Origin of the sequence: Rheinheimera sp. MMS21-TC3, assembly GCF_032229285.1 — a bacterium.
Lineage (GTDB): Bacteria > Pseudomonadota > Gammaproteobacteria > Enterobacterales > Alteromonadaceae > Alishewanella.
The window spans coordinates 102,100-125,826 of record NZ_CP135084.1 but is presented as its reverse complement, the minus strand read 5'-3'; the positions used below and the strand labels follow the sequence as shown (position 1 = coordinate 125,826).

Below are 23,727 nucleotides of genomic sequence, written 5' to 3'. Positions count from 1 at the left end.
GTATTTCATGGCTTAGCATAACCTAGTTTTTCAAATAAGATGTCAGGAGACTCAAAGCACATCTGTTGAGTATTAAGATCGATAGCAACCTGAGTTGTGCTAGCTTTGGTTAACTTTTTACCCGTGGCAAGATCGGTAATTAAGTAATCGATCCGCAACCGGTTTTCCCACTCTTTTAAGGTGGCGACCACTTTAATTTTATGGGCAAATAAAGCTGAACCTACATATTTTAATGACATATCTACTATCGGCCACATATAGCCTGAGTCAGACATATCGTTATAGTCATAGTTAAAACTACGCAATAACTCACAACGTGCTACTTCTAAATACTTGACGTAATGACCATGCCATACAACCTGCATGGCATCAACATCAAAAAACGGCACATCAATAATAATTTCAGCTTGCTTAATGGCATTATTTGGCATTTTTAGTGTCCTGATATAAAGGCCAGTGTTGCTGCTGAACTTGAGAAATGAGTTGGCGTAAACTGTACTCTAATGGTCTATCTTCTTGCAATAACGGATAGTCAGTTTGCAGTTGGCTTAACATCTGTTGTATATCAGCCGTGAGACTGGCTTTAGTTAACTCACCCTGATTCACTCTTAGCTGTACAGCTTGCTGCACTGCCAATAAAGATGCGGCAACGACTTGTTCGGTTAATTGCAATACTCGTAAACAGTCACGTGCGGCAATAGTTCCCATGCTAACTTTATCTTGGTTATGGCACTCGGTAGAGCGAGAAAATACGCTAGCTGGCATGGTTAGCTTTAAGGCTTCAGCAGTCCAAGCACTGCAACCAATTTGTACTGCTTTAAAACCATGATTAATATGGCGCCGCTCTGGGCTTGCACCGGATAAATTTGATGGTAAGCCATTGTTAAACTTGGTATCAACTAACAAGGCCATTTGTCTATCGTGTAAGTCCGCTAAATTAGCAACAGCAGCCTTCATACTGTCCATAACCATAGCAATATGACCACCGTAAAAATGGCCGCCATGTAAAACGTGCTCACCAATGCCATCAATAATAGGGTTGTCATTTGCACTGTTTAGCTCGTTTTCGATTGTTTGTTTAAACCATGGCAGTGCATCGCGTAATACGCCAATAATATGTGGCGCACAGCGAATAGAATATCTATCTTGTAAGCGATCAGAATTACGCGGATGCTCATGATGATTAAGATCATTTCTGATCCAGCTCGCAACTTCATTTTGGCCTTGATGAGGTTTGACGCTAAATAAGATTTCATCAAAGTGGTTGCTGTTACCCTTAAGAGCTAAGCTAGCCAGTGCCGTTATTCGACTTGATAAACGGGTTAGATATTCTGCCCGCTGATAAGCTAAACAAGCTAAGGCTGTCATTACCGCAGTGCCGTTCATAATAGCTAGGCCTTCTTTGGGCCTTAGCTTAATAGGGGTTAAACCAAGCTCAGGCAATACATCAACAACCTGTCGTATTTCACCGTTATGATAAACTTCACGCTCACCAATTAGACTCGCTGCTACATAAGATAACGGCGTTAAGTCGCCACTGGCTCCCACGCTACCTTCTTGTGGAATACGCGGAATAACATTGTGATTTAAATAGGTCGTTAATTGGTTGAGTAAAGGCCAGCTAACACCAGAATAGCCTTGGGTGAGTGAGCATAAGCGGGTAGCTAAGATAGCCCGACCTTGCTCAGCAGTAAAATAATCACCTAAGCCACAGCCATGAAAACGGGTTAAATGAATGGGCAACTCATGCACTTGTGACAAAGCTACTTTTACGGTGCAGCTATCACCATAGCCGGTTGTTACACCATAAATAACGCCATCTTCTTCTAATAGCTTATCTAAGAAGGCAACACCGGCGTCTATCTGGTGCTGAAAATGCGAGTTTTGGCTTAGTTCGACAAGTAAACCTTGTTGTGCTATAGCGGTAATTTGTTCAATGCTAATTCGTCCACTGCCAAAGGTAACAGTAGAAGAAGAATGCTTAACAGAGTCAGTTGCTACTGTTGTCACCAGTATGTTCCTTGTGTTGTTTGGCGCCAGGAAGCTGCCAAAAGTCGTAAAAATTAAACCATTGTAAGGGGTATCGGCAAGCTAAGGTTTCTAGTACCTTAGCGTAGTCTTGAGCTAAGTCTGTGAGTACTTGCTGTCGTTGCTTACGCGGTATATTTATAGCCTCAGAAAAAGGCTCAAATATTAAGTTGTAACCTTGTTGTTGTTTCATGCAAAACATTAAATAAACTGGACATTGCAGCACACTTGCTAGTACCCAAGGGCCAACGGCAAAAGGCGCAGGCTTGCCAAGAAAGTCTGCCCATACAGTACGCTCAGGAGCTTTTGCTGAAATGCGATCGCCGACAATAACTACCAGTTCACCGCGTTCAATGCAGTCGCTCAGCATAACACTGACAGCGGGTGTCATTTCGTTGACTTCAATTAAATGTAAATCAACGTCGCTACTACTTTCCTTTAAAATACGATTAAAAGCAGCAGTATGCTGGGTGTGAGCTAGAACATTAATGCGGATAGGGTATTTACTGCGTACTAGCGCTCGACATACTTCTTGATTACCTAAATGGCTACCAATAAGGATGGCGCCCTTGCCAGAACGAGCAATAGTTTCAAATGGCACACTGCCACCATAACTTACATTGCTTTGTGCAAGACGGCCTAGCCAAGCATCAATCTTAGCCAAGGCTGCTAGTGCAAACTGCCAAAAGTGTTTGTAACTTTGCCAATAGCCAGGTTGGTGTTTAAAAGGGCTGGCAGTGGCTTTAAAATGATGCACTTGCTGTAAAAACTGTAATGAAGCATTACGTGCGCTACGATCTTTTAAAAAGAAATAAGCCAGAATTGGCGCCAAACATATCATTATCAACCACTTACCACCGAAGCGGTATAAGGTAAGTAAAGCGCGAATAGCTATGTAGCTACCATTTTCTGTTTTACGTGCCCAATGGGTAGGTTCAGGCTTCATATTTTACTCGCCGTTTGCGGGTTAGTAATTTAGGTATTCGCCATAGCATGCCAAAAAATAATCGAGTATGCATTTTAGAAATAAGCCAATTATCACGCAGCATCTTAAAGTTAGAGCGGCCACCTTGTGGATAGATAACTTTAGTGGCGATAAAAAGTACGGCAACATCATGCCAAAATAAACGCACCATAATGTCGGTATCAAAGTCCATGCGCTGGCCTATAGCGTAACGCTGAATAATTTGATTGCTACTGCGTAGCGGATAGACACGAAACCCTAACATGGAATCTTTAATTTGTAAGGATAGCGTTTCAATACGGACCCAAAAATGAGTAATCTCACGGCCAATCTTTCGACCTAAAGGCATAGAGTTATCGTATATTGGTGCACCGCTAATTAAAGCTTCAGGGTGCTGGGCGGCTTTTTGCCAAAATAGCGGCACATCATTCACATCATGTTGGCCGTCGGCGTCAATTTGTAAACCATGACTAAAGCCTTGTTGATAGGCATATTGCAGCGCCGTGCACATAGCAACACCTTTACCGGAGTTTTGCGCTAAGGTAATAATATCAACTTGAGAATACTGCTTAGCTAATTCAGCTAGCACTTGCTTTGTTTCAGCGTTAGAGCCGTCATCAGCAATAATGATGGCATAGCCAAAGGGTAATAGCTGTCGCACTGTATGCGCTATAGTGTCGTGATGATTGTAAATAGGAATAATAAAGCAATTATTTATCACTTTGCAGTGCCCATTTTAAACGGCCCGAAGCCACTTTTTCGCCTTGCTTAAAATAACCAAATTGGATGGTGTTGCTGGCACTAAGGTCTAGCGTTAATGTTAAGCTGTCATGAGGCCGAATCATTATTTGAAACTTCAATACCTCTACCGACAGTACATCAAGTAACTGTGGGAAATACTGTTTACAATAGTGCACTACCCAATGCAGCTGGGTAACACCGGCTAGTACTGGCGCTTGCGGAAAGTGGCCCTCAAAATAGGCAATGTCTGGGCTAATATCTAGCTGCAATTCAACTTTATTAGTACTTTGCTGTAGTACTTGGACGACAGGGAATAAATTAGTCATGATAAAACAGTGCTTCCAGTTGCAGCAGCGGCAGTTTACCCTGCTGATTGTAGGGCAGCGCCGACACGTAACGAAATTTTCTTGGTAACATTACACGCTCAAAACGTTGCAGTAAATGTTGCTTTAGCTGTTGGTTTAGCGCCAGTTTGCCTTGTTGCTGTAATAGTTGCTCGCCAGTTGCAGTTAAAACGACAACTAGTGCCAATTGCACTTTAGTTTGCCGTAGCACTAAAGCGGCGGCATGCGTAACTAGAGGCGACAATAGGCAATGCTGTTCAATTTCAGGTAACGACAAGCGTTTTTCTTCAATTTTAACAATACGATCTAGCCGACCTAATAAACGAAAAGTCTTAGTACTTAACAGCTGTACCTGATCTGAGGTAGTAAAAGTACCAGCAACATCTAAGTAAGCTGACCTTACTTCAAGAGCCTGCTGGTCATTTTGGCTAATACTAACACCATCAAATACCTGCCAAACGGCATCTAGGGTATTGCGCTGGCGAAAAGCTATACCACCGGTTTCCGTGCTACCAAATACTTCTGTAGGTGCTTGTTTTAGCGCTTTGAAGTAACGCTCTGGTACATCATCGGCTAAGGGCCCACCTGAGCTGAATATAGCCAAACTATGCTCAGCCAAAGGGGCAAGCTTATCTATATCATCAAACCGAGCTAAATGCGCTGGGCTAGCAATAAACACAACTTGGTACTGTTGTAATAGTGCTTGCCATTGTTCTAAATAACTTAATTGCAACCGGTACTGCAAATGGCCAAAACATAAAGGCCAAAGCAAGCGGAATAACAAACCATAAATATGCTGATAAGAAACAGTAGCGGCAAATAATGTTTGTTGGTTAAAACCTGTCGCAAATTGAGCTTGCAGAACCTGTACCTCTAACAGCAGTTGCGACAAGTGTTTAGTGACAAGCTTAGGTTGGCTGGTAGAACCTGATGTAAAAAAGCTAACCTTAGTCTGGTTTTGCAAATTTATTGCTATTGACGCATTATCGTTTTCAACAATACTACTAGCACTTCCTTCAGGCTTCAGAGATGGTGCTTGCCAATCACAGTTTTTCATGGCCAGTTCAAGAGTCTGAGGCTGATTATCCGGTGCTAAAACTATATGCTTACCCAACTGACACAGGGCAATAAACCAGAGCGAAAATAATAAGCTATCGGGTTGATACAGTAATACTGTATCGCCAGGCTGAGCATCAATATAGGTTTTGAGCTGCTGTAATTGCCGTTGCCACTGTTGTGCGGTAGTAATATTAACCCCATCTGTAAACAGGGGCTGTTTTACCGTTGGCCAAGATAGCTGCCAGTGATTATTTTGCTGCTTTAACAAGGCGCCGTACCTGCCATTCAATAAACATCAACAATCCCATTAGTACGTAAGCTATAAAACCGTTGTACAACAACCATAAATCCCAATCACCTAAGGTTGCGGTTAACAAGGCTATGCTACCGTTAAGTAGAAAAAACACACACCAGACTATTGTTACTTTTCTGGTGTAAACAATAGCTTTTGGCTCAAGCTCACCGTCCATTAACCTAGCAATACGCTCAACTACAGTGGGTGGATAAAGCAGTGAATAGCTAAATAGCAAGAGCATGCCTGCATTCATCCAAACTGGATAATACAGCATAGCGTGTTCAGCTTGTCCCAGTAGCATTGCTAATATTAAACCAACACAGGTTAGTAAAAAAAAGCTACGGCTAGCTATACCAGCATTACCGGTAAAAGACTTAACAAGTGCTATACAGGCTATAGGCAACAAAGCTGTTGCAGGATGCCAATGGCTAATTGCCCACCACACGTAAAAGGGGTACAGCACTAGCGCAATTTTTAAAATCTTATCTAGCTGCGCTTTTATTTGCATTAGGCTTCAATTAAAGCATAAACCGCGTCAACAACATCACCTACTGTACGTACTGCTTTAAAAGCTTCGGGCTCAATTTTTTTACCGGTAAGCTCGCGTAGTTTTACTACTAAATCTACAGCATCAATACTATCTAGATCTAAATCTTCATATAGGTGCGCATCTAGGTTGATTTGCTCGGCATCAAGCTCAAACTCTTTAACCATTAACTGCTGTAGTAGATTAAACACATCTTGTTTTGTTTTCATTGTTCGCTCCACTTACTGCTGTTGTTTAACATATAAAGCTAATTTATTTAGGCTAGAAAAATGCTGTTTATTTTGTTCTGAGTTGGCATCAGGTTTAATATTATATTGTTTCTTTAATGCCTGGCCTAACTCTAGGGCATCAATTGAATCTAGCCCTAAGCCGTCAACAAATAATGGTGCCTCATCATCTATATCATCTGGAGTAATATCTTCCAGTTCCAATGTATTAATAATTAGCTGCTTAAGTTCGAGTTTCAAAGAGTCCATGTTGCTTCACTGCCTGTTGATAAAAATGTTGTAAATCCCTAGTTAACTGCCGTGCAACTAACGAAGGGGACTGGGTTTGCTCCAGATAAGCTGTCAGCTGAATATGCTTTAAATATTGAATGCTCAGCGTAGGTTTTGTAGCGGGAACCTGATACCACTTTTCCTGTTTCGTCAGAGTACTTGGCTGGCAACAAATATACAATGCTAGATAGCCTCGCTGTGCGCGTAACGCGATATTAGCCGCACCACGTTGAAAAGCCAACTCAGTGCCAGGGGTGCTGCGTGTTCCTTCAGGAAAAATGATTAAATTATTGCCCTTTTCTAAAGATGCAGCACAGTCATCTAGTAGTTTGTCTGGATCAGAGTTACTAATATAACCGGTGCTAGTAATGACGCCACGCATAAAAGGGTTAGAAAACAATTGCGCTTTTACTACGCAATCGGCATGGGGGGTCATAGCAATAAGAGCGACTACGTCAATCAAGCTAGGATGGTTAGCAATAATAATCTGACCACGCGCCTGTTCTAATTGAGTAGAAGCCGTAAAATTAAAATTAAAAATACCAACAAAACGCATTAAGGCGATAAAAAACTTAAAGGTAATATGGACTGTATGTCGAGCCCGACGCTTACGTTGTTCAACATCACTAATAAATAATCGCTGCAAAGGAAAAACAGTTACAGATAGCAAAACACCGCCAATACCAAAAGTGGCGAAACAAAAACCCGTTGCAAGAATACGGTACCAGTGATTTAGCTGTTGCATTTTTTTGCCTTACACCACTGCCATTGTCGTTGTTGGCCGGCTAGAGTAAGTTGCTCTAGCTCCCCTTGTAAAAAAGGTAATAACTTAAGAGCTTGATCGCTCTCGGCTTGGCTTTGCTCATTATGTTGCATACTAAACTTGACTAATTCACCTTCATTGCGATGCAGTAAGATGGCCAGTGCGATAGGGATTGAAGGGTCTTGACAAAACTGTTGATAGGGCTCTGGTACAGGCTCATCCGCATACACCACTAGCAATTGCTTTAAATCAGGCTCACTACAAAAACGCGCTGCGGCTTCTAAAATTGCATAATGCAAGCTATCAGCACCTGCCGCTATCGCATTGCTGTCAGCTTGATTTTGGCTGTACATGCTAAATTGACCGCTAATGGCATTATGCACCGATAAAGCAAATTGTGAAGGTGACAATGGCTCCTTTTCCCCTAGTTGCTGCAGTAACATTAAAGTTTTATGCAGATCGCCATGGCGTGAAGCAAAAATGGTAGGTAGTGCTGTGGTGTCTTGTTGCTCTATAGTTTGTAAAGCAACATCAAAAGCCAGCTTGGTCATTTTACTTAAGCGGCGGCGCGTCATTGCAGGCACTTGACTTAAAGCGGGTTGTTCTGGCGCTATAGCACCGTCCTTACTTGGTGACGGCATCCAAGTTGCCCAGGATTTTATATATAATTCCATGTCACCATCATCCCTATATAAACACAACGACATTAAAAGCGGATATGATATATAAACTCGGCATGAAAAGTAAAATAAAAACACTTTAATTCAATATTGATTGACCAAAAGGGCTATTAAAGTGCAAACTTGTCTGTTTGATGGTTTGAAAAGGAACAAAGTGATATCAGATGCGCAGAGTATTAGTTATAAATTATTCACAAACAGGGCAGCTTAATCGGCTTGTTTCTTCTGTCTGTGCGCCTTTATCAAACGCAGACAATATTCAAGTTGACTTTTTAACTGTGCAGCCTGTTACTCCTTATCCGTTTCCTTGGCCCTTTATTCGCTTTTTTTCTATTTTTCCAGAAACAGTGTTACAAATTCCGCAACCCTTACAGCCTGTTAGCGTTGAGTTGGCAGATAAATATGATCTTATTATTTTAGCTTATCAAGTATGGTTTCTATCACCCTCCTTGCCTATTAGTAGCTTTTTACAAAGCCCTCTTGCTCAGCAATTATTTAAAAACACGCCTGTTGTTACCTTGATAGGTTGCCGTAATATGTGGTTAATGGCGCAAGAAAAGGTTAAAATCCACTTAGAACGACTAGAAGCCAAACTTATTGATAATATTGCCTTAGTTGATAAATGCGGTAGCGCAGCAAGCTTTCTTGCCACGCCGATGTGGATGTTTACCGGCAAACAAAAAGCTAAGTCTTGGTTACCAAAAGCAGGAATTAGCGAGCAAGATATCAAGGCTGCGAGTCGGTTCGGTGATCGCATAGCTCAGCGTTTGCAAGCCGATAACAATGCTATTACCAGTAGTATGTTAACCGGCTTACAAGCCGTTACTATTGATGAAAAACTTATAGCAAGTGAGCGGGTAGGCAATCACAGTTTTAGTATTTGGGCCAGACTACTATATAAGCTAGGACCAGAGCACAGCTTAAGGCGTAAATTTGGCTTGGCTGTTTATGTCTGTTTTTTATTGCTATTAATTGTTACGGTTGTACCTATTACTGCCTTAGCTAAAAAGTTACTAGCACCATTAACTAAAAAGCGTATTGCCAAGCAAAAACGTTATTTTGCTGCTCCGTCCGGCGAATAAAGTAGTCTCCAGCAGTTTAGGCGTGAGTTGAAGGGAATTTGATGTCAGTACACCCAGTTTATATTAGCCGCATTGCAGCCGAGTTACCTTTTGATGCGGTATCAAATGAAGAAATGGAGTCTCGATTAGGCCAAGTAGGCAATAAGCCTTCTCGTGCTAGACGGTTAATTTTGCGCAGTAATGGTATTAAGCAGCGCCATTATGTTATTGACCCTGCTACCGGTAAAGCGGGGTTAAATAATGCTCAGCTAGCGGCTTTAGCTATTCGTAAATTATGCACAACGCCAGAGCAATTAAATAGTATTGAATGTTTGGTTGCCAGTAGCTCTGCGCCTGATCAGTTAATGCCAAACCATGCTGTGATGGTGCATGGTGAGCTAGGTAATCCGCCCTGCGAAGTCGTCGCAACAGCGGGTATTTGTATCTGTGGTGTTACCGCCTTAAAGTACGCTTGGATGAGTGTTGCTAGTGGTAACAGCAATAATGCGGTAGCCTGCGGTTCAGAAGTGGCATCTAATATGATGCATGCTCGTAACTTTAGTGCGGAAACTGAAGCAAAATTAGCATTATTAGACAAACAACCAGAATTAGCCTTTGAAAAAGACTTTTTGCGCTGGATGCTATCTGATGGCGCAGGCGCAGTATGGCTACAAAATAAACCCGCGGCAGAAGGGTTAAGTTTACGTATTCATTGGATTGATATTATCTCTTTTGCTAATCAATTGCCTGCCTGTATGTATGCTGGAGCCGAGCACACAGCTGCTGGGTTGCAAGGTTGGACTCACTTTGATGCTGCTGAGCGCGCCGAGCAGTCGGTGATGTCGGTTAAGCAAGATGTTAAGTTATTAAATGAAAACATTGTTTCTGTAACGGTAGAGCAGGCTTTACAACGTGTGTTGCAAAAGCATCCCATGTTACCAGAGCAAATAGATTATTTTTTACCGCATTACTCTTCAGAGTACTTTCGAGATAGATTATTAGCTGGATTAGAAAACATAGACTTTGTGATCCCACAGAGCAAATGGTTTACTAATTTAACCACTAAAGGCAACACAGGTTCAGCTTCTATTTTTATTATGCTAGAAGAGCTTTTTAATAGTGGCAAACTACAGGCGGGAGAAAAAATTCTCTGTTACATTCCAGAAAGTGGCCGCTTTTCTAGTGCCTTTATGTTGCTAGAGGTAGCGAATAATGAAGCTTGATGATGTTCCTCAAGATAAAAGCAGTAGCTACGGTGGCCATAAAAAGTTGCTGTATGCTACTACTAGTGAGGGACGTTATACGGGCACTAAAAGTAGTGGCTGGGATACCGAGGCATTTGCTACCACGCTAGCGGTAGAAGCACTTGAACAGCAAGCACAAGAGGCTTATAACCAATGGCAGCAGGGCCTATTATCCCCTTTACCCTATTTGATGTATCAAGCAAGGCTAGATGAAACTGGACTTAGCCAAATCAGTGGTTTTTGGCGCTGGCGGCTTCGGCGCCATTTTAAACCAGCCCATTATCGGGGTTTATCTAGTGCTATCTTACGGCGCTACAGTGATGCATTAGGTGTACCGCTGGCCCAGCTTAAAGCCTATCAGTCACAAGCTAATCAGCAGGAATAATATGACTTTTACTCATCAACAAAGCGCCCATTGTGAAAGTGGTGTTATGTCTAGCCTTTTAACCAATGCCGGCTTTGCTATTAGTGAACCTATGGTTTTTGGCTTGTCCTCAGCGTTAGCTTTTGCTTATTTACCTATTGTTAAGCTAAATGGTATGCCGCTGATTGCTTATCGTATGCCACCTAAACATATTATTAATACCCTAAATAAACGCTTAGGGCTTAATATTCAAAGTAAGCGCTTTAGTGGAGTTGAGGCGGGGCAGTTAGCCTTGGATCAGGCTTTAGCCAACAAAGAAGCCGTTGGTTTACAAACAAGTGTATTTTGGTTGCCCTACTTTCCAGCAGAAATGCGTTTTCATTTTAATGCCCATAATTTACTGGTGTACGCAAAAGAAAATGATAATTATTTAATTAGTGATCCTGTCTTTGAAGATGTAGTGCAATGTAGCACTGATGCCCTAAATAAAGCCCGCTTTGCCAAAGGTGCCTTGGCCCCTAAAGGCTTAATGTATACTTTGGGCAACACGCCAACTAACGTAAACTGGCCTAAGCTTATTCGGCAAAGCATTAAAGCAACTACCCGTATTCTTGATGGCTTACCTTTACCTTGGATTGGTGTACGCGGCATTGCGCATTTAGCAAAGAAAATTGCTAAACTTGACCCGGCGGCAACAAAGTATAATCGTCTTTACCTTACTCATATAGTGCGGATGCAAGAAGAAATAGGTACCGGCGGGGCAGGATTTCGCTTTATGTACGCTTCATTTTTGCAAGAGGCGGCAATTAAACTTAATGAGCCGGTATTGCATGATGCTGCTAATCAAATGACGTTAATTGGTGATGGTTGGCGTGGTTTTGCCTCACAACTGGTGCAGTACTGTAAAGCTAAACAAGCCAAGCCAAACTTTGCGGAATTAGCCGCCAGTTTACAACAACTGGCACAGCAAGAGCGGCAGCTGATGCAGCAATTAGCCGCTTGGTGTAAAACCGCCGCTAAGCTATAAAATTAACCTTGTGCGGCGACAAAGTCGCTAAACTGCCAATGCTTAGGCTGCCAATCACCACGGCGCAGCAGTACAGCCTGGCCGCTAAGCTGGTTGTTGCCTTGTAAGCAGCGGATTAGTAGTGCTTCTGAGACTATATCGCAATGTAAGTCGGCATAAGCTAGCTCAGCTAAAGGTTGCCATGGCTGGCTGCCAGCACCAATAAACACATTAGGTCCATCCAAATTTAACATTTGTGCTGCGTAAAAACTGGCGGCATTACTAACACTATTTACAAACTCAAATGGCTTAGGTAGTTGCTGCTGAATAATTACTGTATCTAGCAGTGCATACATATTATTTAATGAAGGGTAATCTGCAGCTAAATAAATACCACAACGGCTAGCTAACTGATCACGAAAGGGTAAAGCAAGCAATAAGGTTAACAAAGCGAGGCGATCCATGCGCCGCGGCATACTTGGTAGCAGTTGTTTTAACTGTTGCTTTAATACTTTGTCTGTACTATTGGCATCCAGCGTTAGCTCATAATGTTGGACCACACTAAACATCAGCATTTCCTCAATAGTAAGCTAGCATTATTACCACCAAAGCCAAAAAAGTTTGCCATTACAATATCTTGTGTATTTAGACTCAATTCTTTATTACTAAAAGGCAGGCTGGCCTCATTAGCATAAGGTAAGGCAGGTAGCGGATTGTCTTGTAGGGTAGTAAATAATAGCGCTAATTCACTTAAACCACAGGCCCCTAAGGTATGGCCTAAATAGGGCTTTAGTACTGCTAGGGGTGGAACTTTGTTAGTAAATAAGCGCAAGATGCCATTAGTTTCGGCGGTATCATTAGCCGGTGTCGCAGTGCCATGTAACTTTAATAAAGCAATTTCATCTTGATTAACGCCGCTTTTTTCTAGAGCTAACTGCATAACTTGAGCTATATGATTACCATCTTCTGCTGTAGTGGTAATATTGTAGGTATCACAAGCGCTGTAGCCACCAAGCAGCTTAGCTATTGGATTAAAGTCAGCTGTTTTACTCACTATTGCCGTGGCATAGGCTTCACCTAATATTAAACCATCACGTTGGGGATGAAAGGGGCGGTATTGGCCACTTTGGCTGGTGAGCTCTAAAGTGCTAAAACCAGAGCGGGTAATTTTTCCTGGTGGTTCAAAGGCTAATACTAAAACATGACGATATAAGCCAAGTTGCAAAAAACGTTGGCTATAAAGTAAGGCATTTGCGGCGCTAGTGCAGGCAGTGTTAATTATACGTACCGCAGCAAAATTAAAGCCGTCATCGACTTTTTGACTAAAACTATCATAGGATGGCATTAGTGCGTAACTAAGTGGTACTCCTTGCTCTAAGCGTTGCTCTAGCAAGCCAACATCTAACGCAGTAGAAGCAACCAGCAGTAAACAATCAGCTGCGGTTAAATTAGCTGCATCTAGTGTGGTTTTTAACAGTTGTTTTAAGCGTAAATGTAAGCTTTTATCCGAACTGGGTACAGCGAAATAGGGTAACGATAAAACATCATCAGCATAAGTTGGTAAAGGCTGCTTGCCTTGGGCGTAATAGATAGCAGCTTGGGGTAAATTGTCGGCTAAAGCAGAACAAAGCTGAAACTGACTTAGGTAAACAGGCTTCATGTATTAGCCAAAATGTAATCAGCTAAACTATCAATATTATACAGCACTTTTCGGCCTTGGCTGGCGCCTTCAATACGGATACCATATTGCTTTTGTACGGCTAAACTTAGCTGCAAAGCGTCAAGGCTATCTAAATCTAGCCGACTCTTATTACCAAATAATACTTCTTCATTAGCAATTTCTTGCCATTCTAGTTCATCTTCCTTGTCACACTCAATTACAAGCAATTGTTTTAATTTTTCAGTTAATAAATTGCGGTCCATTTTATTCGACTCAGTTTATATTGATAAATAAAGAACGCTAAAGTAAAACTACCCAGCGCAAATAGTGTTAGTTTTAAAGCTGAAGGGGCAATATCTATTACACCACCATGACCTGTCAGTAAAATAAGGCAACCATCTAAGGCCCAGCTCATGGGTGATACCGCGGCCAGTTGCTGCATGGCTTCTGGCATCACTGATTTTGGTACCATAATACCGCCAATAGCGGCTAAGATAATATTACAGCCGCCACTTAACATTAAAGCTTGCTCATTACTGCGCACTAGGCTGGCGATTAAAAAGCCAAAACAGCTACTGCATAGCGCTATGCTACAGGCTAAAACTATGTAGGCAAGTATACTGCCATTAAGCTGTAAAGACTCTAAACCTAATAGTGGTAACAATAAGCGACTTACCGCCAGCAATATAGCAAATTGTAATAAATTAATAACAAAGTAAGGTAAACACTTGCCTATAGCGAGTGTTAGCGGTGGCAAACCAGCAGATTTTAAACGCAATAAGGTACCACTTTGCTGCTCTGCAAGTAGAGTGTTAGCCATAGGCAACATAACAAAAAACATACCAAAAATTAACCAAGCAGGCACGCTATGCTGGCTAGCGCTAGCCTGATCAAACACTTTACCGCCACGGCCGCGGTCCTGCTCATCCAGGGTGCTATCGGTTTGCTGGCGTATAATTGCCAGTTGTTGCTCTAGACTCTGATCGTCTGACAGCATTTCATTGGCGGTTAAAAAAGCCTGTAACCGAGTTTGGGCTAAACTTAAAGTCACAGCTGCTCTTATCTGCTGTCGCATCACAGGTGCGGTACTTGCAGGGAAAATAAGTTGTAACTGAGGTAAGGAGGCTGTTGTTTCTTGCTCTAATAGCTCGCTAAAATTCGCACCGGTTATTACTGTTATGGTATTTTCGTCGCTGCTTGGTAATAGCTTAACCTGTTCGGCTAAAGCGGCAGCAAAAAAACGACTGTTAGTGTCTTTAGCGTGCTGAATTAGGTGCAAATTTGCAGGTGCAGTTGTGCCTGCATTAAGATCAGACAAGGCAAAAGCCATCAGTAAGACAAAGATTAATGGCATTAAGAACAATACTGCTAAGGCATGGATATCTCTATAGAGTAAACGCCACTCCTTGCTTAGTAAGGCCCATATTCTCATAGCTGGCCTCCTGTAACATGTAAGTACAGTTGTTCTAGTGACGGCTTACCATAGCGAAGTAATGTTGGTTGCACAGTTTGCGCAGTTATAAACTGGTTTAAGCTGTGCCATTGGTCGGTATTAGACAAATTTATTAAACTACCTAAAGCTAAAGGTTGTTCGGTTAAGCCTAAGTTTGCTAGTAAAGCTAACCAGCCAGCAGGAACTTGCTGCGGCCAATGCACTAAGAGTTGCCAGCTGTCGGTGCCAAATTGACTAAGCGGCACATCAAGTAATAACTTACCTTGTTGCAATACCAAGATGCGGTTAGCTATTTGCTCAATTTCTTGTAGGTAATGGCTAGTATATAACAAGGTTTTACCGGCATCTGCCAGTTGCTTAATGGCAGCTAGTAACTGCTGGCGCGATTGGGCATCTACCCCAACTGTAGCTTCATCAAATAGATAAATATCAGCTGGTTGTAATATGCCAATTGCAAAATTTAAGCGCCGCTGCCAGCCGCCAGATAAAGTTGCTGCTTTTTGCTTTAGTCTAGAACCTAAGTTGCAGGCATCAATTACTGCTTGCAGTTGCTGCTGGCGTTGTGGCCCTTTGAGCTGATAAATATCAGCAAAAAAATTGAGATTCTCTAGAATACTTAGTTGGCTATAAAAGGCTAAATGCTGTGGTATTAATCCAACCTGCATCGTTTTTTGCTGCCAGATTAATTTGCCACTTACAGGCTGAGCTAAACCGCTAAGTAATGAAAATAAGGTGGTTTTACCGGCTCCATTAGCGCCAAGTAAGCCAATAATATCTCCAGCTTGCAGTGATAAAGTTAAATCATCTAAGGCATTAATATCGGCGCCTGGATAGCGGTAACACACTGCTGATAACTTAAGCATGCTCAATAACCATTAAGAGTTTACCAGTAATTAAACACTGATCTTGGGTTACTTCAAATTGATATTGAGCACCAAAACCATTTTGATTAAGTAGCTGACAGTGCAAGGTAGCAGGAGTAGCAGAAGTTGTAGCTTGATATACTTTAAGTTTTTGTATTTTAACAACATAAGCTTGTTTTGCTTGGCTAGATTGACTAGCGCCGTGCACAGCACAAAGTTGGGCTGCAGCTTCATATAGCAGATAGCTTGGGCTATATTGGCCATACATTGCTAAGCAATTAGCCGTTGTTTGGCCAATAATCTGTGTCGACTCTATATGACTAACAGAGTCTAGCCAAAGAGCAGCACCTCTATGGGGTAATAGTTGTTCTAAATCGACACGATTCAAAAGATTAATTTGCCTAGAAAATAAAAGCTGGAAGTTTACCCCAGACATCCAGTATTGTCACGGTAGTTCTGAGTAACAAAGATATGACAGCTAGTCTAGTTTGCAGGTATGCTGCGACCAAGGAGAGGGAGAATCTTGTCTAGGATAAGAATATGATTTGGCTAAGTTACCGGTTGCAACTGTTACCTTTACAGCAGTGTCGTCAATATTTAACCAATGTTGAGTGGCAGTATGCGCAAAAGTTAAGCCAAAAGCGAGCACTACAATTTAGTAATGGTCGTGCGCTAACGCGGCAATTGTTGCAGCGCTACCATAATTGCAATTCTACTGAGGTTGCCATTGAATTACCTGCAGATAAAGCACCAGCTTTAAAGGTTAACCAGCAAAGTTGGCAGTTGTCTATTAGTCATTCCGGCCAAGCTATTGCAGTGGCAGTAAGTAAAGCTCATCGTTTAGGCTTAGATATAGAGCAAGTTAAGCCAAGGAAGTTTGAATCCTTTAAGGCTGAATATTTAGCCTTGACTAACGTTGAAAACTTAACCGGCTTTTATCAAAGCTGGACAACTGCAGAAGCATATAGCAAATTAACGTCGACACCCTTGTTAGAGGTGTTACAACAGTCTTTAGCAAAAAATATGCAGTACAAATACTTGTTTTTGTCTGAATATATGCTTTGCTTATGCTGCGAGCAAGAAAAAGCTGAATACATAATTGAAGAGGTTAGTATATGAATTTTCTATGGTTTTTGATTATAGGTGCTGTAGCGGGTTGGTTGGCAGGTTTGATAATGAAAGGGCGAGGTTTTGGCCTGTTAGGTAATATGGTTGTCGGCATTGTTGGCGCTTTTTTGGGTGGGTTTATTTTTGGTATGCTGGGCTTAGCGTCTTACGGTTTAATTGGAGCTTTAGTTACGGCAACGGTAGGGGCTGTAGTGTTGTTGTTCTTAATTAGCCTAGTGAAAAAAAGCGGTTAATAAGCACTGTAATTTAATTAAAATAAATCTAGAGATCCATCGTTAAGTGGTGGATCTTGTGGCTTTTTGGTTTTAAGGGCTATCCGCATTTTACGCTGGGCTAATAGCTTTAAAATACGAGCACGCTCAGCGGCTGGTTTGGCATGCCAATTAAAGCGTTCTTCTCTTGAGCGTAAGCAACCAAGGCAGTAGCCTCGATTATTACTTTGGCAGACACCAATGCACGGGTTAGGCAACTCAAATAGCTCTAACTGATCCACAAAACAACCTCACCAATTAAGACTTAATCTAAGTGTACGTTGAGAACACTCGTTGGTGCAAATTAGAGCTATAAACTAGTTTTTTACTACCTTTAAAAAAAAGTATTGACTTTGCTTTAATAGACGGTTACTTCTAATAGTAATTCGGTCTGTACAGTAGACTTTTGCCAAATAAAAAATTATTTCAATTTTAAAATATTAGAAAAGTAAGAGTTATTTTATGCGTTTAGCTACCATTCTAAATATTATTGTCCTCGTCGTCGTGGTGATTATTAGTCGCCGCGGGGGCGCGTATTTGGAAAAAATAAACTAGCATAATTTGCTTTTCCAAAACCCCCGCTTCGTAAGAATCGGGGGTTTTTTCGTTTTAGGGTAAAAATAATGTTAATAACAGGAAGAGGGTAAGACAATGAAAGGTGCAGAGTTGGTATTAAAGGTGCTGCAGCAACATGGTGTGGATACCATTTTTGGTTATCCTGGCGGCGCTATTATGCCGATTTATGACGCTCTGTATCAAAGCGATGTTAAGCATTATTTATGTCGGCATGAACAAGGTGCAGCATTTTCAGCAGTAGGCTATGCGCGGTCTTCAGGTAAAGTTGGCGTTTGCATGGCGACATCAGGGCCCGGGGCCACTAACTTGATTACCTCCTTGGCTGATGCTTTGTTGGACTCAGTGCCTGTTGTTGCTATTACCGGCCAAGTATCGCAAGCCGTCATGGGCTCTGATGCCTTTCAAGAGGTAGATGTATTAGGTTTAAGTTTAGCGGTGACTAAACATAGTTATATGGTGCGCCATGTTGATGAACTAGCTAGCACCTTGCAACAAGCCTTTACTGTGGCTTGCTCCGGTCGTCCTGGCCCAGTGTTAGTAGACATTCCTAAAGATATTCAATTAGCAACTGCCAGTGCCGTTGATCTTACTGCAGTAACAACAAGCCCAGGTGTTACGTCAACATCTCTTGCCAATGCCGCCAAAGCACGCGAGTTAATTAGTCAAGCTAAACGGCCGATGGCGTATATTGGTGGTGGCCTGCATATGGCCGATGCTATGCCAGAGTTACAGCAGTTTTTACATGCTAATGCTATGCCATCGGTAACAACACTAAAAGCCATGGGTTCTGTTGCTAAAGATGACCCGTATTATTTAGGTATGCTGGGTATGCATGGCACCCAAGCGGCAAATTTAGCGGTACAACAATGTGATTTATTAATCTGTTTAGGTGCACGTTTTGATGATCGAGTTACTGGAAATTTAGACAAGTTTGCTGCTGGCGCTAAAGTAATACATGTCGATATTGATCCGGCTGAAATTAATAAGGTTCGGTTTGCCGATGTCGCTTTATTGGGTGATATGAAGCAAATATTGCCAGCAATTAGCAGCCAAACAAACTGTCAAGACTGGTTAACGCATTGCTTAGCATTAAAACAGCAACATGGCTGGCGCTATGACCATCCCGGTGAGCGTATTTATGCCCCTTTATTATTAAAGCAATTAAGTGAGCGCATGCCGGATAATACTGTAATCAGCTGTGATGTTGGCCAACATCAAATGTGGGTAGCGCAGCATATGCGTTTTGATAATCCCCGTAATCATTTATCTAGCGGTGGCTTAGGCACTATGGGCTTTGGCCTACCTGCTGCTATTGGCGCCAAGTTAGCCCGACCCAGCGACACCGTAATTACGGTATCTGGCGATGGCTCTTTTATGATGAATGTTCAAGAATTGGCAACTATTAAGCGTTTTCGCTTACCGGTCAAAATTGTCATTATCGATAACCAGCGTTTAGGCATGGTAAAGCAATGGCAGCAGTTATTTTTTAATGAGCGCTACAGTGAAACTGACTTATCCGATAACCCTGATTTTGTTGCATTAGCCGCAGCTTTTGCTATCCCAGGGCATCGTATTAGCCGTAAAGAAGAAGTAGCAGATGCTTTAGAAGCCATGTTTGCATGGCCAGGAGCTTACTTACTGCATGTATCTATAGATGAGCAAGATAACGTTTGGCCTTTAGTACCGCCTGGGGCCGGCAATGAAGATATGTTAATGGAGGCAAACTAATGCTGCATACACTTAATATTACCGCGACCAATACACCTGCTGTTATCGAACGCTTATTGCAAGTAACCCGTTACCGTGGTTACCAGCTTTTGGGTTTAGAGTTTAACACTCAAGCAAATAGCTCAGGGCTAGAAATAACCTTAACAGTAAGTAGCGATAAACCTATTCAGCTTCTAACTAGCCAGTTAAATAAACTGCATGATATTAAGCAGTTAGACTTGGCCTCTGCCAATTTAGCAATGCTACAAGCATAACTTTATAACTTATTTTTAAAACTATTACGGAGTGTCACTGCTATGCCAAAATTACGATCCGCCACTGTTACTGAAGGCCGCAATATGGCAGGAGCGCGGGCGCTCTGGCGCGCGACAGGAGTAAAAGATACTGATTTTGGTAAGCCTATTATTGCTGTGGTGAACTCATTTTGTGAATTTGTACCTGGCCATGTCCATTTGCGCGATTTAGGTAAGTTGGTTGCTGCCAGTATTGCTGAAGCTGGCGGTATAGCTAAAGAGTTTAATACTATTGCTGTAGATGACGGTATTGCTATGGGCCATGGTGGTATGTTGTATAGCTTACCCTCACGCGAGCTAATTGCGGACTCAGTAGAATATATGGTTAATGCCCATTGCGCCGATGCCATTGTCTGTATTTCTAACTGCGATAAAATCACCCCTGGTATGTTAATGGCAGCGTTGCGTTTAAATGTGCCGGCTATTTTTATATCGGGTGGCCCTATGGAAGCAGGCAAAACCAAGCTGTCAGATCAAATTATCAAGCTAGACTTAGTCGATGCCATGGTATCAGCGGCCGATCCTGCTATTTCTGATCAAGATAGCGATGCTATAGAAAAAAGTGCATGCCCAACTTGTGGTAGTTGTTCGGGCATGTTTACGGCTAATTCTATGAACTGCTTGATTGAAGCCTTAGGTTTGGCACAACCAGGCAATGGCTCTTTATTAGCCACTCATGCCGATCGTAAACAGTTATTTGTGCAAGCTGGCTATCGGATCATGGAGTTGTGTAATCGCTGGTACCAACAAGATGATGCCAGTGCATTACCGCGTAATATTGCCAATAAAACTGCTTTTGAAAACGCCATGATGCTAGATATTGCCATGGGCGGTTCAACTAATACGGTGCTGCATTTATTGGCCGCGGCAATAGAAGCCGAAGTTGACTTTACCATGGCCGATATTGACCGGTTATCTCGGATAGTGCCGCACTTATGTAAAGTAGCGCCTTCTACACCTAAATATCATATGGAGGATGTGCATCGTGCTGGTGGCGTAATGGCTATTTTAGCCGAGCTTAATCGAGCAGGTTTACTGAATGCGAATACGCCGCATGTATCAGGTAAGAATTTAGCTGCCGTATTGGCAGAGTGGGATATTGCCTCAACAGCAACTGATGCCGCTAAACAGATGTATCTTGCAGGGCCTGCAGGCATTCGTACTACCCAAGCTTTTTCGCAAAGCTGTCGCTACCCCAGCTTAGACGATGATCGTGTTGCTGGTTGTATTCGCAGTCAAGCCCATGCTTACTCTCAAGATGGTGGACTAGCTGTTCTATTTGGCAATATAGCGCCACAAGGCTGTATTGTGAAAACCGCTGGCGTTGAGCCAGAAAATTTAGTCTTTACCGGTCGTGCTAGAGTGTTTGAAAGCCAAGATGACGCTGTTGCTGCAATTTTAGCGGGCAAAATAATTGCTGGTGATGCGGTAATTATTCGTTATGAAGGCCCTAAAGGCGGGCCAGGTATGCAAGAAATGCTGTACCCAACCAGCTATTTAAAATCTATGGGTTTAGGTAAAGTTTGCGCCTTAATTACCGATGGTCGTTTTTCTGGTGGTACCTCAGGCTTATCAATTGGCCATGTTTCGCCAGAAGCTGCTAGCGGTGGCGCCATTGCTTTAGTAGAAGAAGGCGATGTTATAGAAATTGATATTCCACAGCGTAAAATTGCTATTGCCATTAGCGATCAGGCTCTAGCTAAGCGACGTACCGCCATGCAAAGCAAAGGCAAGCAAGCCTGGAAGCCAGAAAACCGGCAACGTATTGTCAGTAATGCTTTAAAAGCGTATGCCTTATTGGCTAGCAGCGCAGATAAAGGTGCAGTACGCGATCTAGCTAAACTAGAACAACTAACTAATAGTCGCTAGTAATTTAACCAAGCAGTGGAGCAACAATGAGAAATCTAGCAGTGGTAAAACAACAGGTTCATGAATCAATTTCTGGCGCTAATACTAGTTTTAAAACAGATGCTGAGCTAATGCAGCAGTATTTACGTGAAATTTTGCTGTCACCAGTATACCAAGCTGCGGTAGAAACACCTTTAGATGATATGGCAAAACTAAGTCAACGCTTAGGCCATAAGGTGCTATTAAAGCGAGAAGATAAACAGCCAGTATTCTCATTCAAATTGCGTGGTGCTTTTAATAAATTACATAAAGTACAGCAACAAAATACAAGCAGTGCCGTAGTTTGTGCATCGGCAGGTAATCATGCTCAAGGTGTAGCGCTATCTGCCAGTAAGCTAGGCTTAAAAGCGACTATTGTTATGCCTATTACTACGCCCGAAATCAAAGTTGCCGCTGTTAAAGGTCTTGGCGGCAATGTAGTTTTGCATGGTACAGCTTTTGATGAAGCCAATGCTTATGCCATTAACCTAGCTAATACTCAAGGCGCTATCTATATTCCACCCTTTGATGATGCCGATGTTATAGCCGGCCAAGGTACAGTAGCTAAAGAGCTACTAAGCCAACACAACAAATTAGATACCGTATTTATTCCTGTTGGCGGCGGTGGTTTGCTTGCTGGTATGGCGGTGTATATTAAAGCGATTCAGCCTAATGTGCGGGTAATAGGCGTTGAACCCGAAGATGCTGCTTGTTTACAAGCGGCGCTAGCGGCTGGCCAGCCAGTTACTTTAGAGCGAGTGGGCTTATTTGCTGATGGTGTGGCCGTTAAGCGCATTGGTACTGAAAACTTTAATTTAGCTCGTCGTTTTTGCGATCAAGTTATAACAGTCACTAGCGATGAGATTTGTGCAGCTATTAAAGATATTTTTGAAGACTTACGAGCTGTAGCAGAGCCTGCTGGTGCTTTAGCTTTAGCTGGCTTAAAAAAGTATTGTCAGCAATTGCAACCAGAGCAGCAGGTACAGCCGCAGCAATTAGCCGCTGTGTTAAGTGGCGCTAATTTAAATTTTGATACCTTACGCTATGTATCAGAACGTTGTGAGCTAGGTGAGAAAAAAGAGGCAGTCTTTGCTGTGGCAATTCCAGAACGCAAAGGCAGCTTTAAACGTTTTTGCCAGACTATAGGCGGCCGAGCTATTACCGAGTTTAATTACCGTTATGCCGATGATGATAAAGCCCATATCTTTGTGGGCATTAAGTTACGCTATGGCCAAACAGAGCTAGATACGGTTAAGCAACTCTTGACTGATGGCGGTTATGATTATCAAGATTTATCGGACGATGAGCTAGCAAAGCAGCATGTTAGGTATATGGTTGGCGGTATCCCACCTAGAAAGCTGCAAGAGCAAGTGTATCAGTTTCATTTTCCTGAGTACCCTAGTGCTTTAATGAACTTCTTAAATACTTTAGGTGATAATTTTAATATTAGTTTATTTCATTATCGTAACCATGGTGCCGCAACCGGAGATGTATTAGCCGGTTTTGAAGTGGCTAGCCATGACGAAATTAAGCAGTACTTACAGGCTTTAGGCTACCAGTATCAGTTAGTAAGTCATAATCATAGTTATCAAACATTTTTAACGGCAGAATAAGCTCAAAGCAGGAAACCTTGCACTAACATAAGTGAGGTGGCTTATTTAGCTTAAAAAGCGTTGCACATAGCTACAGCTGGCGTGAATAGTGTAGTCTTGCTGTTCAGCCCAGCTGAGACCGGCTTTTACTAGCTTTTCGGCTAAGCCTTTACCACGAAATTCCGGCGGTACAAAAGTGTGGTTAAAGTTGATATCGTTTTGCTGTAACTGATAATCGAGCACAGCTTGATGGCCGTCTAGTTGTAGCACAAAACGTTGCTGCTCGGGTTGGTGTTGTACTGTTGCTGCGCTCATTATTCTTCCTCGTCTAACCAAGGTGTTTGTGGCAATAGCTCTAAGTGGGCAATATAACGCTCTAAATTAAAGTCTTTTTGATGCTCAATAACATCAATCATTTCTGGTGCTAAGGCGCAAGCAATAAGTTCTATCGCTTCATCGCGGCTATTGCCTGTCATACATAAGCGCATTAGGGTTGCGGTAACTTGTTTAGGATACTTATCAGCTAGTTGATTTTCTACCACTTCAAATAGCATAGCTTGGTCTAGCTGTTCATCATCACTCATGGTTATCTCGGCAAAAATATTCTAAATACAGTATGAAACATCTAGTATTGATTGCCAAGATTGATATTAAGAAATTTGTGAAGCATCTTTTTAGAAAGGAACTAGTTAGCTAATATCGG

Annotated in this window: 30 protein-coding genes; 10 read left to right on the top strand and 20 right to left on the bottom strand. The window is 42.2% G+C overall.

Features of this window, described 5'->3' with window-relative positions:
- Positions 1 to 5 precede the first annotated feature (5 nt).
- The 11 genes from RDV63_RS00790 to RDV63_RS00740 are packed head-to-tail and all read right to left on the bottom strand — an operon-like array spanning position 6 to position 7,912.
- Positions 6 to 431, bottom strand: a complete 426-nt coding sequence (locus tag RDV63_RS00790) for a thioesterase family protein (RefSeq protein ID WP_313907640.1) — start codon at positions 429 to 431, stop codon at positions 6 to 8.
- A complete protein-coding gene (locus RDV63_RS00785; RefSeq protein ID WP_313907639.1) occupies positions 421 to 2,010 on the bottom strand; it encodes an aromatic amino acid ammonia-lyase in 1,590 nt (529 codons plus the stop codon). The genes RDV63_RS00790 and RDV63_RS00785 overlap by 11 nt, the downstream gene beginning before the upstream one ends.
- Complete coding sequence (locus RDV63_RS00780) at positions 1,991 to 2,974, bottom strand: acetyltransferase (protein WP_313907638.1); 984 nt, start codon at positions 2,972 to 2,974, stop codon at positions 1,991 to 1,993. The genes RDV63_RS00785 and RDV63_RS00780 overlap by 20 nt, the downstream gene beginning before the upstream one ends.
- The gene (locus tag RDV63_RS00775; protein WP_313907637.1) at positions 2,964 to 3,713 is read right to left on the bottom strand and encodes a glycosyltransferase family 2 protein; all 750 of its coding nucleotides are present in this window, start codon (positions 3,711 to 3,713) and stop codon (positions 2,964 to 2,966) included. The genes RDV63_RS00780 and RDV63_RS00775 overlap by 11 nt, the downstream gene beginning before the upstream one ends.
- Positions 3,703 to 4,059, bottom strand: coding sequence for a hypothetical protein (locus RDV63_RS00770; protein ID WP_313907636.1), 357 nt, complete (start codon positions 4,057 to 4,059; stop codon positions 3,703 to 3,705). Before RDV63_RS00770 ends, RDV63_RS00775 begins: the two co-directional genes overlap by 11 nt.
- A complete protein-coding gene (locus RDV63_RS00765) occupies positions 4,052 to 5,404 on the bottom strand; it encodes an AMP-binding protein (RefSeq protein WP_313907635.1) in 1,353 nt (450 codons plus the stop codon). Before RDV63_RS00765 ends, RDV63_RS00770 begins: the two co-directional genes overlap by 8 nt.
- Positions 5,385 to 5,939, bottom strand: a complete 555-nt coding sequence (locus RDV63_RS00760; RefSeq protein WP_313907634.1) for a hypothetical protein — start codon at positions 5,937 to 5,939, stop codon at positions 5,385 to 5,387. Before RDV63_RS00760 ends, RDV63_RS00765 begins: the two co-directional genes overlap by 20 nt.
- Positions 5,939 to 6,187: an acyl carrier protein gene (locus RDV63_RS00755; protein ID WP_313907633.1), complete on the bottom strand. Its 249-nt coding sequence runs from the start codon at positions 6,185 to 6,187 to the stop codon at positions 5,939 to 5,941. The genes RDV63_RS00760 and RDV63_RS00755 overlap by 1 nt, the downstream gene beginning before the upstream one ends.
- Before the next feature lie 12 nt (positions 6,188 to 6,199).
- A complete protein-coding gene (locus RDV63_RS00750; protein ID WP_313907632.1) occupies positions 6,200 to 6,454 on the bottom strand; it encodes a phosphopantetheine-binding protein in 255 nt (84 codons plus the stop codon).
- Entirely contained in the window at positions 6,429 to 7,220 is a 792-nt protein-coding gene (locus tag RDV63_RS00745) for a lysophospholipid acyltransferase family protein (protein ID WP_313907631.1), read from the bottom strand. Before RDV63_RS00745 ends, RDV63_RS00750 begins: the two co-directional genes overlap by 26 nt.
- Complete coding sequence (locus RDV63_RS00740) at positions 7,208 to 7,912, bottom strand: beta-ketoacyl synthase chain length factor (RefSeq protein WP_313907630.1); 705 nt, start codon at positions 7,910 to 7,912, stop codon at positions 7,208 to 7,210. Before RDV63_RS00740 ends, RDV63_RS00745 begins: the two co-directional genes overlap by 13 nt.
- A gap of 170 nt (positions 7,913 to 8,082) precedes the next feature.
- Between RDV63_RS00740 and RDV63_RS00735 the strand changes: the two genes are divergently transcribed.
- The 4 genes from RDV63_RS00735 to RDV63_RS00720 are packed head-to-tail and all read left to right on the top strand — an operon-like array spanning position 8,083 to position 11,614.
- Positions 8,083 to 9,000 carry a dialkylrecorsinol condensing enzyme gene (locus RDV63_RS00735; protein ID WP_313907629.1) on the top strand — a complete coding sequence of 306 codons (918 nt, stop codon included), beginning with the start codon at positions 8,083 to 8,085 and terminating at the stop codon, positions 8,998 to 9,000.
- 41 nt (positions 9,001 to 9,041) lie between these two features.
- A complete protein-coding gene (locus RDV63_RS00730; protein WP_313907628.1) occupies positions 9,042 to 10,202 on the top strand; it encodes a beta-ketoacyl-ACP synthase III in 1,161 nt (386 codons plus the stop codon).
- Positions 10,192 to 10,608 carry a hypothetical protein gene (locus tag RDV63_RS00725; RefSeq protein WP_313907627.1) on the top strand — a complete coding sequence of 139 codons (417 nt, stop codon included), beginning with the start codon at positions 10,192 to 10,194 and terminating at the stop codon, positions 10,606 to 10,608. The genes RDV63_RS00730 and RDV63_RS00725 overlap by 11 nt, the downstream gene beginning before the upstream one ends.
- Position 10,609: 1 nt before the next feature.
- A complete protein-coding gene (locus RDV63_RS00720; protein ID WP_313907626.1) occupies positions 10,610 to 11,614 on the top strand; it encodes a BtrH N-terminal domain-containing protein in 1,005 nt (334 codons plus the stop codon).
- 2 nt (positions 11,615 to 11,616) lie between these two features.
- On the opposite strand, the gene RDV63_RS00715 is transcribed toward RDV63_RS00720, so the two are convergent.
- Genes RDV63_RS00715 through RDV63_RS00690 form a run of 6 tightly spaced genes read right to left on the bottom strand, consistent with a single transcriptional unit; the run spans position 11,617 to position 15,957 of the window.
- On the bottom strand, positions 11,617 to 12,162 hold the full coding sequence (locus RDV63_RS00715; protein ID WP_313907625.1) for a hypothetical protein: 546 nt from the start codon (positions 12,160 to 12,162) through the stop codon (positions 11,617 to 11,619).
- Positions 12,162 to 13,253 (bottom strand): beta-ketoacyl synthase N-terminal-like domain-containing protein, encoded by a 1,092-nt coding sequence (locus tag RDV63_RS00710; protein ID WP_313907624.1) that lies wholly within the window; start codon positions 13,251 to 13,253, stop codon positions 12,162 to 12,164. Before RDV63_RS00710 ends, RDV63_RS00715 begins: the two co-directional genes overlap by 1 nt.
- Positions 13,250 to 13,516: an acyl carrier protein gene (locus tag RDV63_RS00705; protein ID WP_313907623.1), complete on the bottom strand. Its 267-nt coding sequence runs from the start codon at positions 13,514 to 13,516 to the stop codon at positions 13,250 to 13,252. Before RDV63_RS00705 ends, RDV63_RS00710 begins: the two co-directional genes overlap by 4 nt.
- Positions 13,498 to 14,685: an ABC transporter permease gene (locus tag RDV63_RS00700; RefSeq protein ID WP_313907622.1), complete on the bottom strand. Its 1,188-nt coding sequence runs from the start codon at positions 14,683 to 14,685 to the stop codon at positions 13,498 to 13,500. The genes RDV63_RS00705 and RDV63_RS00700 overlap by 19 nt, the downstream gene beginning before the upstream one ends.
- Positions 14,682 to 15,569 (bottom strand): ABC transporter ATP-binding protein, encoded by an 888-nt coding sequence (locus RDV63_RS00695; RefSeq protein ID WP_313907621.1) that lies wholly within the window; start codon positions 15,567 to 15,569, stop codon positions 14,682 to 14,684. Before RDV63_RS00695 ends, RDV63_RS00700 begins: the two co-directional genes overlap by 4 nt.
- Positions 15,562 to 15,957, bottom strand: coding sequence for a hypothetical protein (locus RDV63_RS00690; RefSeq protein ID WP_313907620.1), 396 nt, complete (start codon positions 15,955 to 15,957; stop codon positions 15,562 to 15,564). Before RDV63_RS00690 ends, RDV63_RS00695 begins: the two co-directional genes overlap by 8 nt.
- A gap of 152 nt (positions 15,958 to 16,109) precedes the next feature.
- Here RDV63_RS00690 and RDV63_RS00685 point away from each other — a divergent pair, with 152 nt between their 5' ends.
- Positions 16,110 to 16,688 (top strand): hypothetical protein, encoded by a 579-nt coding sequence (locus RDV63_RS00685; RefSeq protein WP_313907619.1) that lies wholly within the window; start codon positions 16,110 to 16,112, stop codon positions 16,686 to 16,688.
- Positions 16,685 to 16,930: a GlsB/YeaQ/YmgE family stress response membrane protein gene (locus RDV63_RS00680; protein WP_313907618.1), complete on the top strand. Its 246-nt coding sequence runs from the start codon at positions 16,685 to 16,687 to the stop codon at positions 16,928 to 16,930. The genes RDV63_RS00685 and RDV63_RS00680 overlap by 4 nt, the downstream gene beginning before the upstream one ends.
- Positions 16,931 to 16,947: 17 nt before the next feature.
- Here RDV63_RS00680 and RDV63_RS00675 read toward each other — a convergent pair whose 3' ends face one another.
- Positions 16,948 to 17,190: a DUF1289 domain-containing protein gene (locus RDV63_RS00675; protein WP_313907617.1), complete on the bottom strand. Its 243-nt coding sequence runs from the start codon at positions 17,188 to 17,190 to the stop codon at positions 16,948 to 16,950.
- Between the two features lie 409 nt (positions 17,191 to 17,599).
- Here RDV63_RS00675 and ilvG point away from each other — a divergent pair, with 409 nt between their 5' ends.
- From ilvG to ilvA, 4 genes are all read left to right on the top strand, one after another.
- The gene (gene ilvG / locus RDV63_RS00670; protein ID WP_313907616.1) at positions 17,600 to 19,252 is read left to right on the top strand and encodes an acetolactate synthase 2 catalytic subunit; all 1,653 of its coding nucleotides are present in this window, start codon (positions 17,600 to 17,602) and stop codon (positions 19,250 to 19,252) included.
- The gene (gene ilvM, locus RDV63_RS00665; protein ID WP_313907615.1) at positions 19,252 to 19,506 is read left to right on the top strand and encodes an acetolactate synthase 2 small subunit; all 255 of its coding nucleotides are present in this window, start codon (positions 19,252 to 19,254) and stop codon (positions 19,504 to 19,506) included. The genes ilvG and ilvM overlap by 1 nt, the downstream gene beginning before the upstream one ends.
- Positions 19,507 to 19,548: 42 nt before the next feature.
- A complete protein-coding gene (ilvD, locus tag RDV63_RS00660; RefSeq protein ID WP_313907614.1) occupies positions 19,549 to 21,414 on the top strand; it encodes a dihydroxy-acid dehydratase in 1,866 nt (621 codons plus the stop codon).
- A 110-nt stretch (positions 21,415 to 21,524) separates the two neighbouring features.
- Entirely contained in the window at positions 21,525 to 23,045 is a 1,521-nt protein-coding gene (ilvA, locus tag RDV63_RS00655; RefSeq protein WP_313910370.1) for a threonine ammonia-lyase, biosynthetic, read from the top strand.
- Between the two features lie 45 nt (positions 23,046 to 23,090).
- Here the strand turns inward: ilvA and RDV63_RS00650 are convergent, their stop codons facing one another.
- Together RDV63_RS00650 and RDV63_RS00645 are read right to left on the bottom strand one after the other, a co-directional pair.
- The gene (locus RDV63_RS00650) at positions 23,091 to 23,339 is read right to left on the bottom strand and encodes a GNAT family N-acetyltransferase (RefSeq protein WP_313907613.1); all 249 of its coding nucleotides are present in this window, start codon (positions 23,337 to 23,339) and stop codon (positions 23,091 to 23,093) included.
- Positions 23,339 to 23,608: a hypothetical protein gene (locus RDV63_RS00645; RefSeq protein WP_313907612.1), complete on the bottom strand. Its 270-nt coding sequence runs from the start codon at positions 23,606 to 23,608 to the stop codon at positions 23,339 to 23,341. The genes RDV63_RS00650 and RDV63_RS00645 overlap by 1 nt, the downstream gene beginning before the upstream one ends.
- Between the last annotated feature and the right edge of the window lie 119 nt (positions 23,609 to 23,727).

What these genes read in the sequence shown, in the direction of transcription:
- RDV63_RS00790 (WP_313907640.1), bottom strand. Translation starts at nt 431, where the DNA reads ATGCCAAATAATGCCATTAAGCAAGCTGAAATTATTATTGATGTGCCG.
- RDV63_RS00780 (WP_313907638.1), bottom strand. Translation starts at nt 2,974, where the DNA reads ATGAAGCCTGAACCTACCCATTGGGCACGTAAAACAGAAAATGGTAGC.
- RDV63_RS00770 (WP_313907636.1), bottom strand. Translation starts at nt 4,059, where the DNA reads ATGACTAATTTATTCCCTGTCGTCCAAGTACTACAGCAAAGTACTAAT.
- RDV63_RS00760 (WP_313907634.1), bottom strand. Translation starts at nt 5,939, where the DNA reads ATGCAAATAAAAGCGCAGCTAGATAAGATTTTAAAAATTGCGCTAGTG.
- RDV63_RS00755 (WP_313907633.1), bottom strand. Translation starts at nt 6,187, where the DNA reads ATGAAAACAAAACAAGATGTGTTTAATCTACTACAGCAGTTAATGGTT.
- RDV63_RS00750 (WP_313907632.1), bottom strand. Translation starts at nt 6,454, where the DNA reads ATGGACTCTTTGAAACTCGAACTTAAGCAGCTAATTATTAATACATTG.
- RDV63_RS00745 (WP_313907631.1), bottom strand. Translation starts at nt 7,220, where the DNA reads ATGCAACAGCTAAATCACTGGTACCGTATTCTTGCAACGGGTTTTTGT.
- RDV63_RS00740 (WP_313907630.1), bottom strand. Translation starts at nt 7,912, where the DNA reads ATGGAATTATATATAAAATCCTGGGCAACTTGGATGCCGTCACCAAGT.
- RDV63_RS00735 (WP_313907629.1), top strand. Translation starts at nt 8,083, where the DNA reads ATGCGCAGAGTATTAGTTATAAATTATTCACAAACAGGGCAGCTTAAT.
- RDV63_RS00730 (WP_313907628.1), top strand. Translation starts at nt 9,042, where the DNA reads ATGTCAGTACACCCAGTTTATATTAGCCGCATTGCAGCCGAGTTACCT.
- RDV63_RS00725 (WP_313907627.1), top strand. Translation starts at nt 10,192, where the DNA reads ATGAAGCTTGATGATGTTCCTCAAGATAAAAGCAGTAGCTACGGTGGC.
- RDV63_RS00720 (WP_313907626.1), top strand. Translation starts at nt 10,610, where the DNA reads ATGACTTTTACTCATCAACAAAGCGCCCATTGTGAAAGTGGTGTTATG.
- RDV63_RS00715 (WP_313907625.1), bottom strand. Translation starts at nt 12,162, where the DNA reads ATGTTTAGTGTGGTCCAACATTATGAGCTAACGCTGGATGCCAATAGT.
- RDV63_RS00710 (WP_313907624.1), bottom strand. Translation starts at nt 13,253, where the DNA reads ATGAAGCCTGTTTACCTAAGTCAGTTTCAGCTTTGTTCTGCTTTAGCC.
- RDV63_RS00705 (WP_313907623.1), bottom strand. Translation starts at nt 13,516, where the DNA reads ATGGACCGCAATTTATTAACTGAAAAATTAAAACAATTGCTTGTAATT.
- RDV63_RS00700 (WP_313907622.1), bottom strand. Translation starts at nt 14,685, where the DNA reads ATGAGAATATGGGCCTTACTAAGCAAGGAGTGGCGTTTACTCTATAGA.
- RDV63_RS00695 (WP_313907621.1), bottom strand. Translation starts at nt 15,569, where the DNA reads ATGCTTAAGTTATCAGCAGTGTGTTACCGCTATCCAGGCGCCGATATT.
- RDV63_RS00685 (WP_313907619.1), top strand. Translation starts at nt 16,110, where the DNA reads ATGATTTGGCTAAGTTACCGGTTGCAACTGTTACCTTTACAGCAGTGT.
- RDV63_RS00680 (WP_313907618.1), top strand. Translation starts at nt 16,685, where the DNA reads ATGAATTTTCTATGGTTTTTGATTATAGGTGCTGTAGCGGGTTGGTTG.
- ilvG (WP_313907616.1), top strand. Translation starts at nt 17,600, where the DNA reads ATGAAAGGTGCAGAGTTGGTATTAAAGGTGCTGCAGCAACATGGTGTG.
- ilvM (WP_313907615.1), top strand. Translation starts at nt 19,252, where the DNA reads ATGCTGCATACACTTAATATTACCGCGACCAATACACCTGCTGTTATC.
- ilvD (WP_313907614.1), top strand. Translation starts at nt 19,549, where the DNA reads ATGCCAAAATTACGATCCGCCACTGTTACTGAAGGCCGCAATATGGCA.
- ilvA (WP_313910370.1), top strand. Translation starts at nt 21,525, where the DNA reads ATGCAGCAGTATTTACGTGAAATTTTGCTGTCACCAGTATACCAAGCT.
- RDV63_RS00650 (WP_313907613.1), bottom strand. Translation starts at nt 23,339, where the DNA reads ATGAGCGCAGCAACAGTACAACACCAACCCGAGCAGCAACGTTTTGTG.
- RDV63_RS00645 (WP_313907612.1), bottom strand. Translation starts at nt 23,608, where the DNA reads ATGAGTGATGATGAACAGCTAGACCAAGCTATGCTATTTGAAGTGGTA.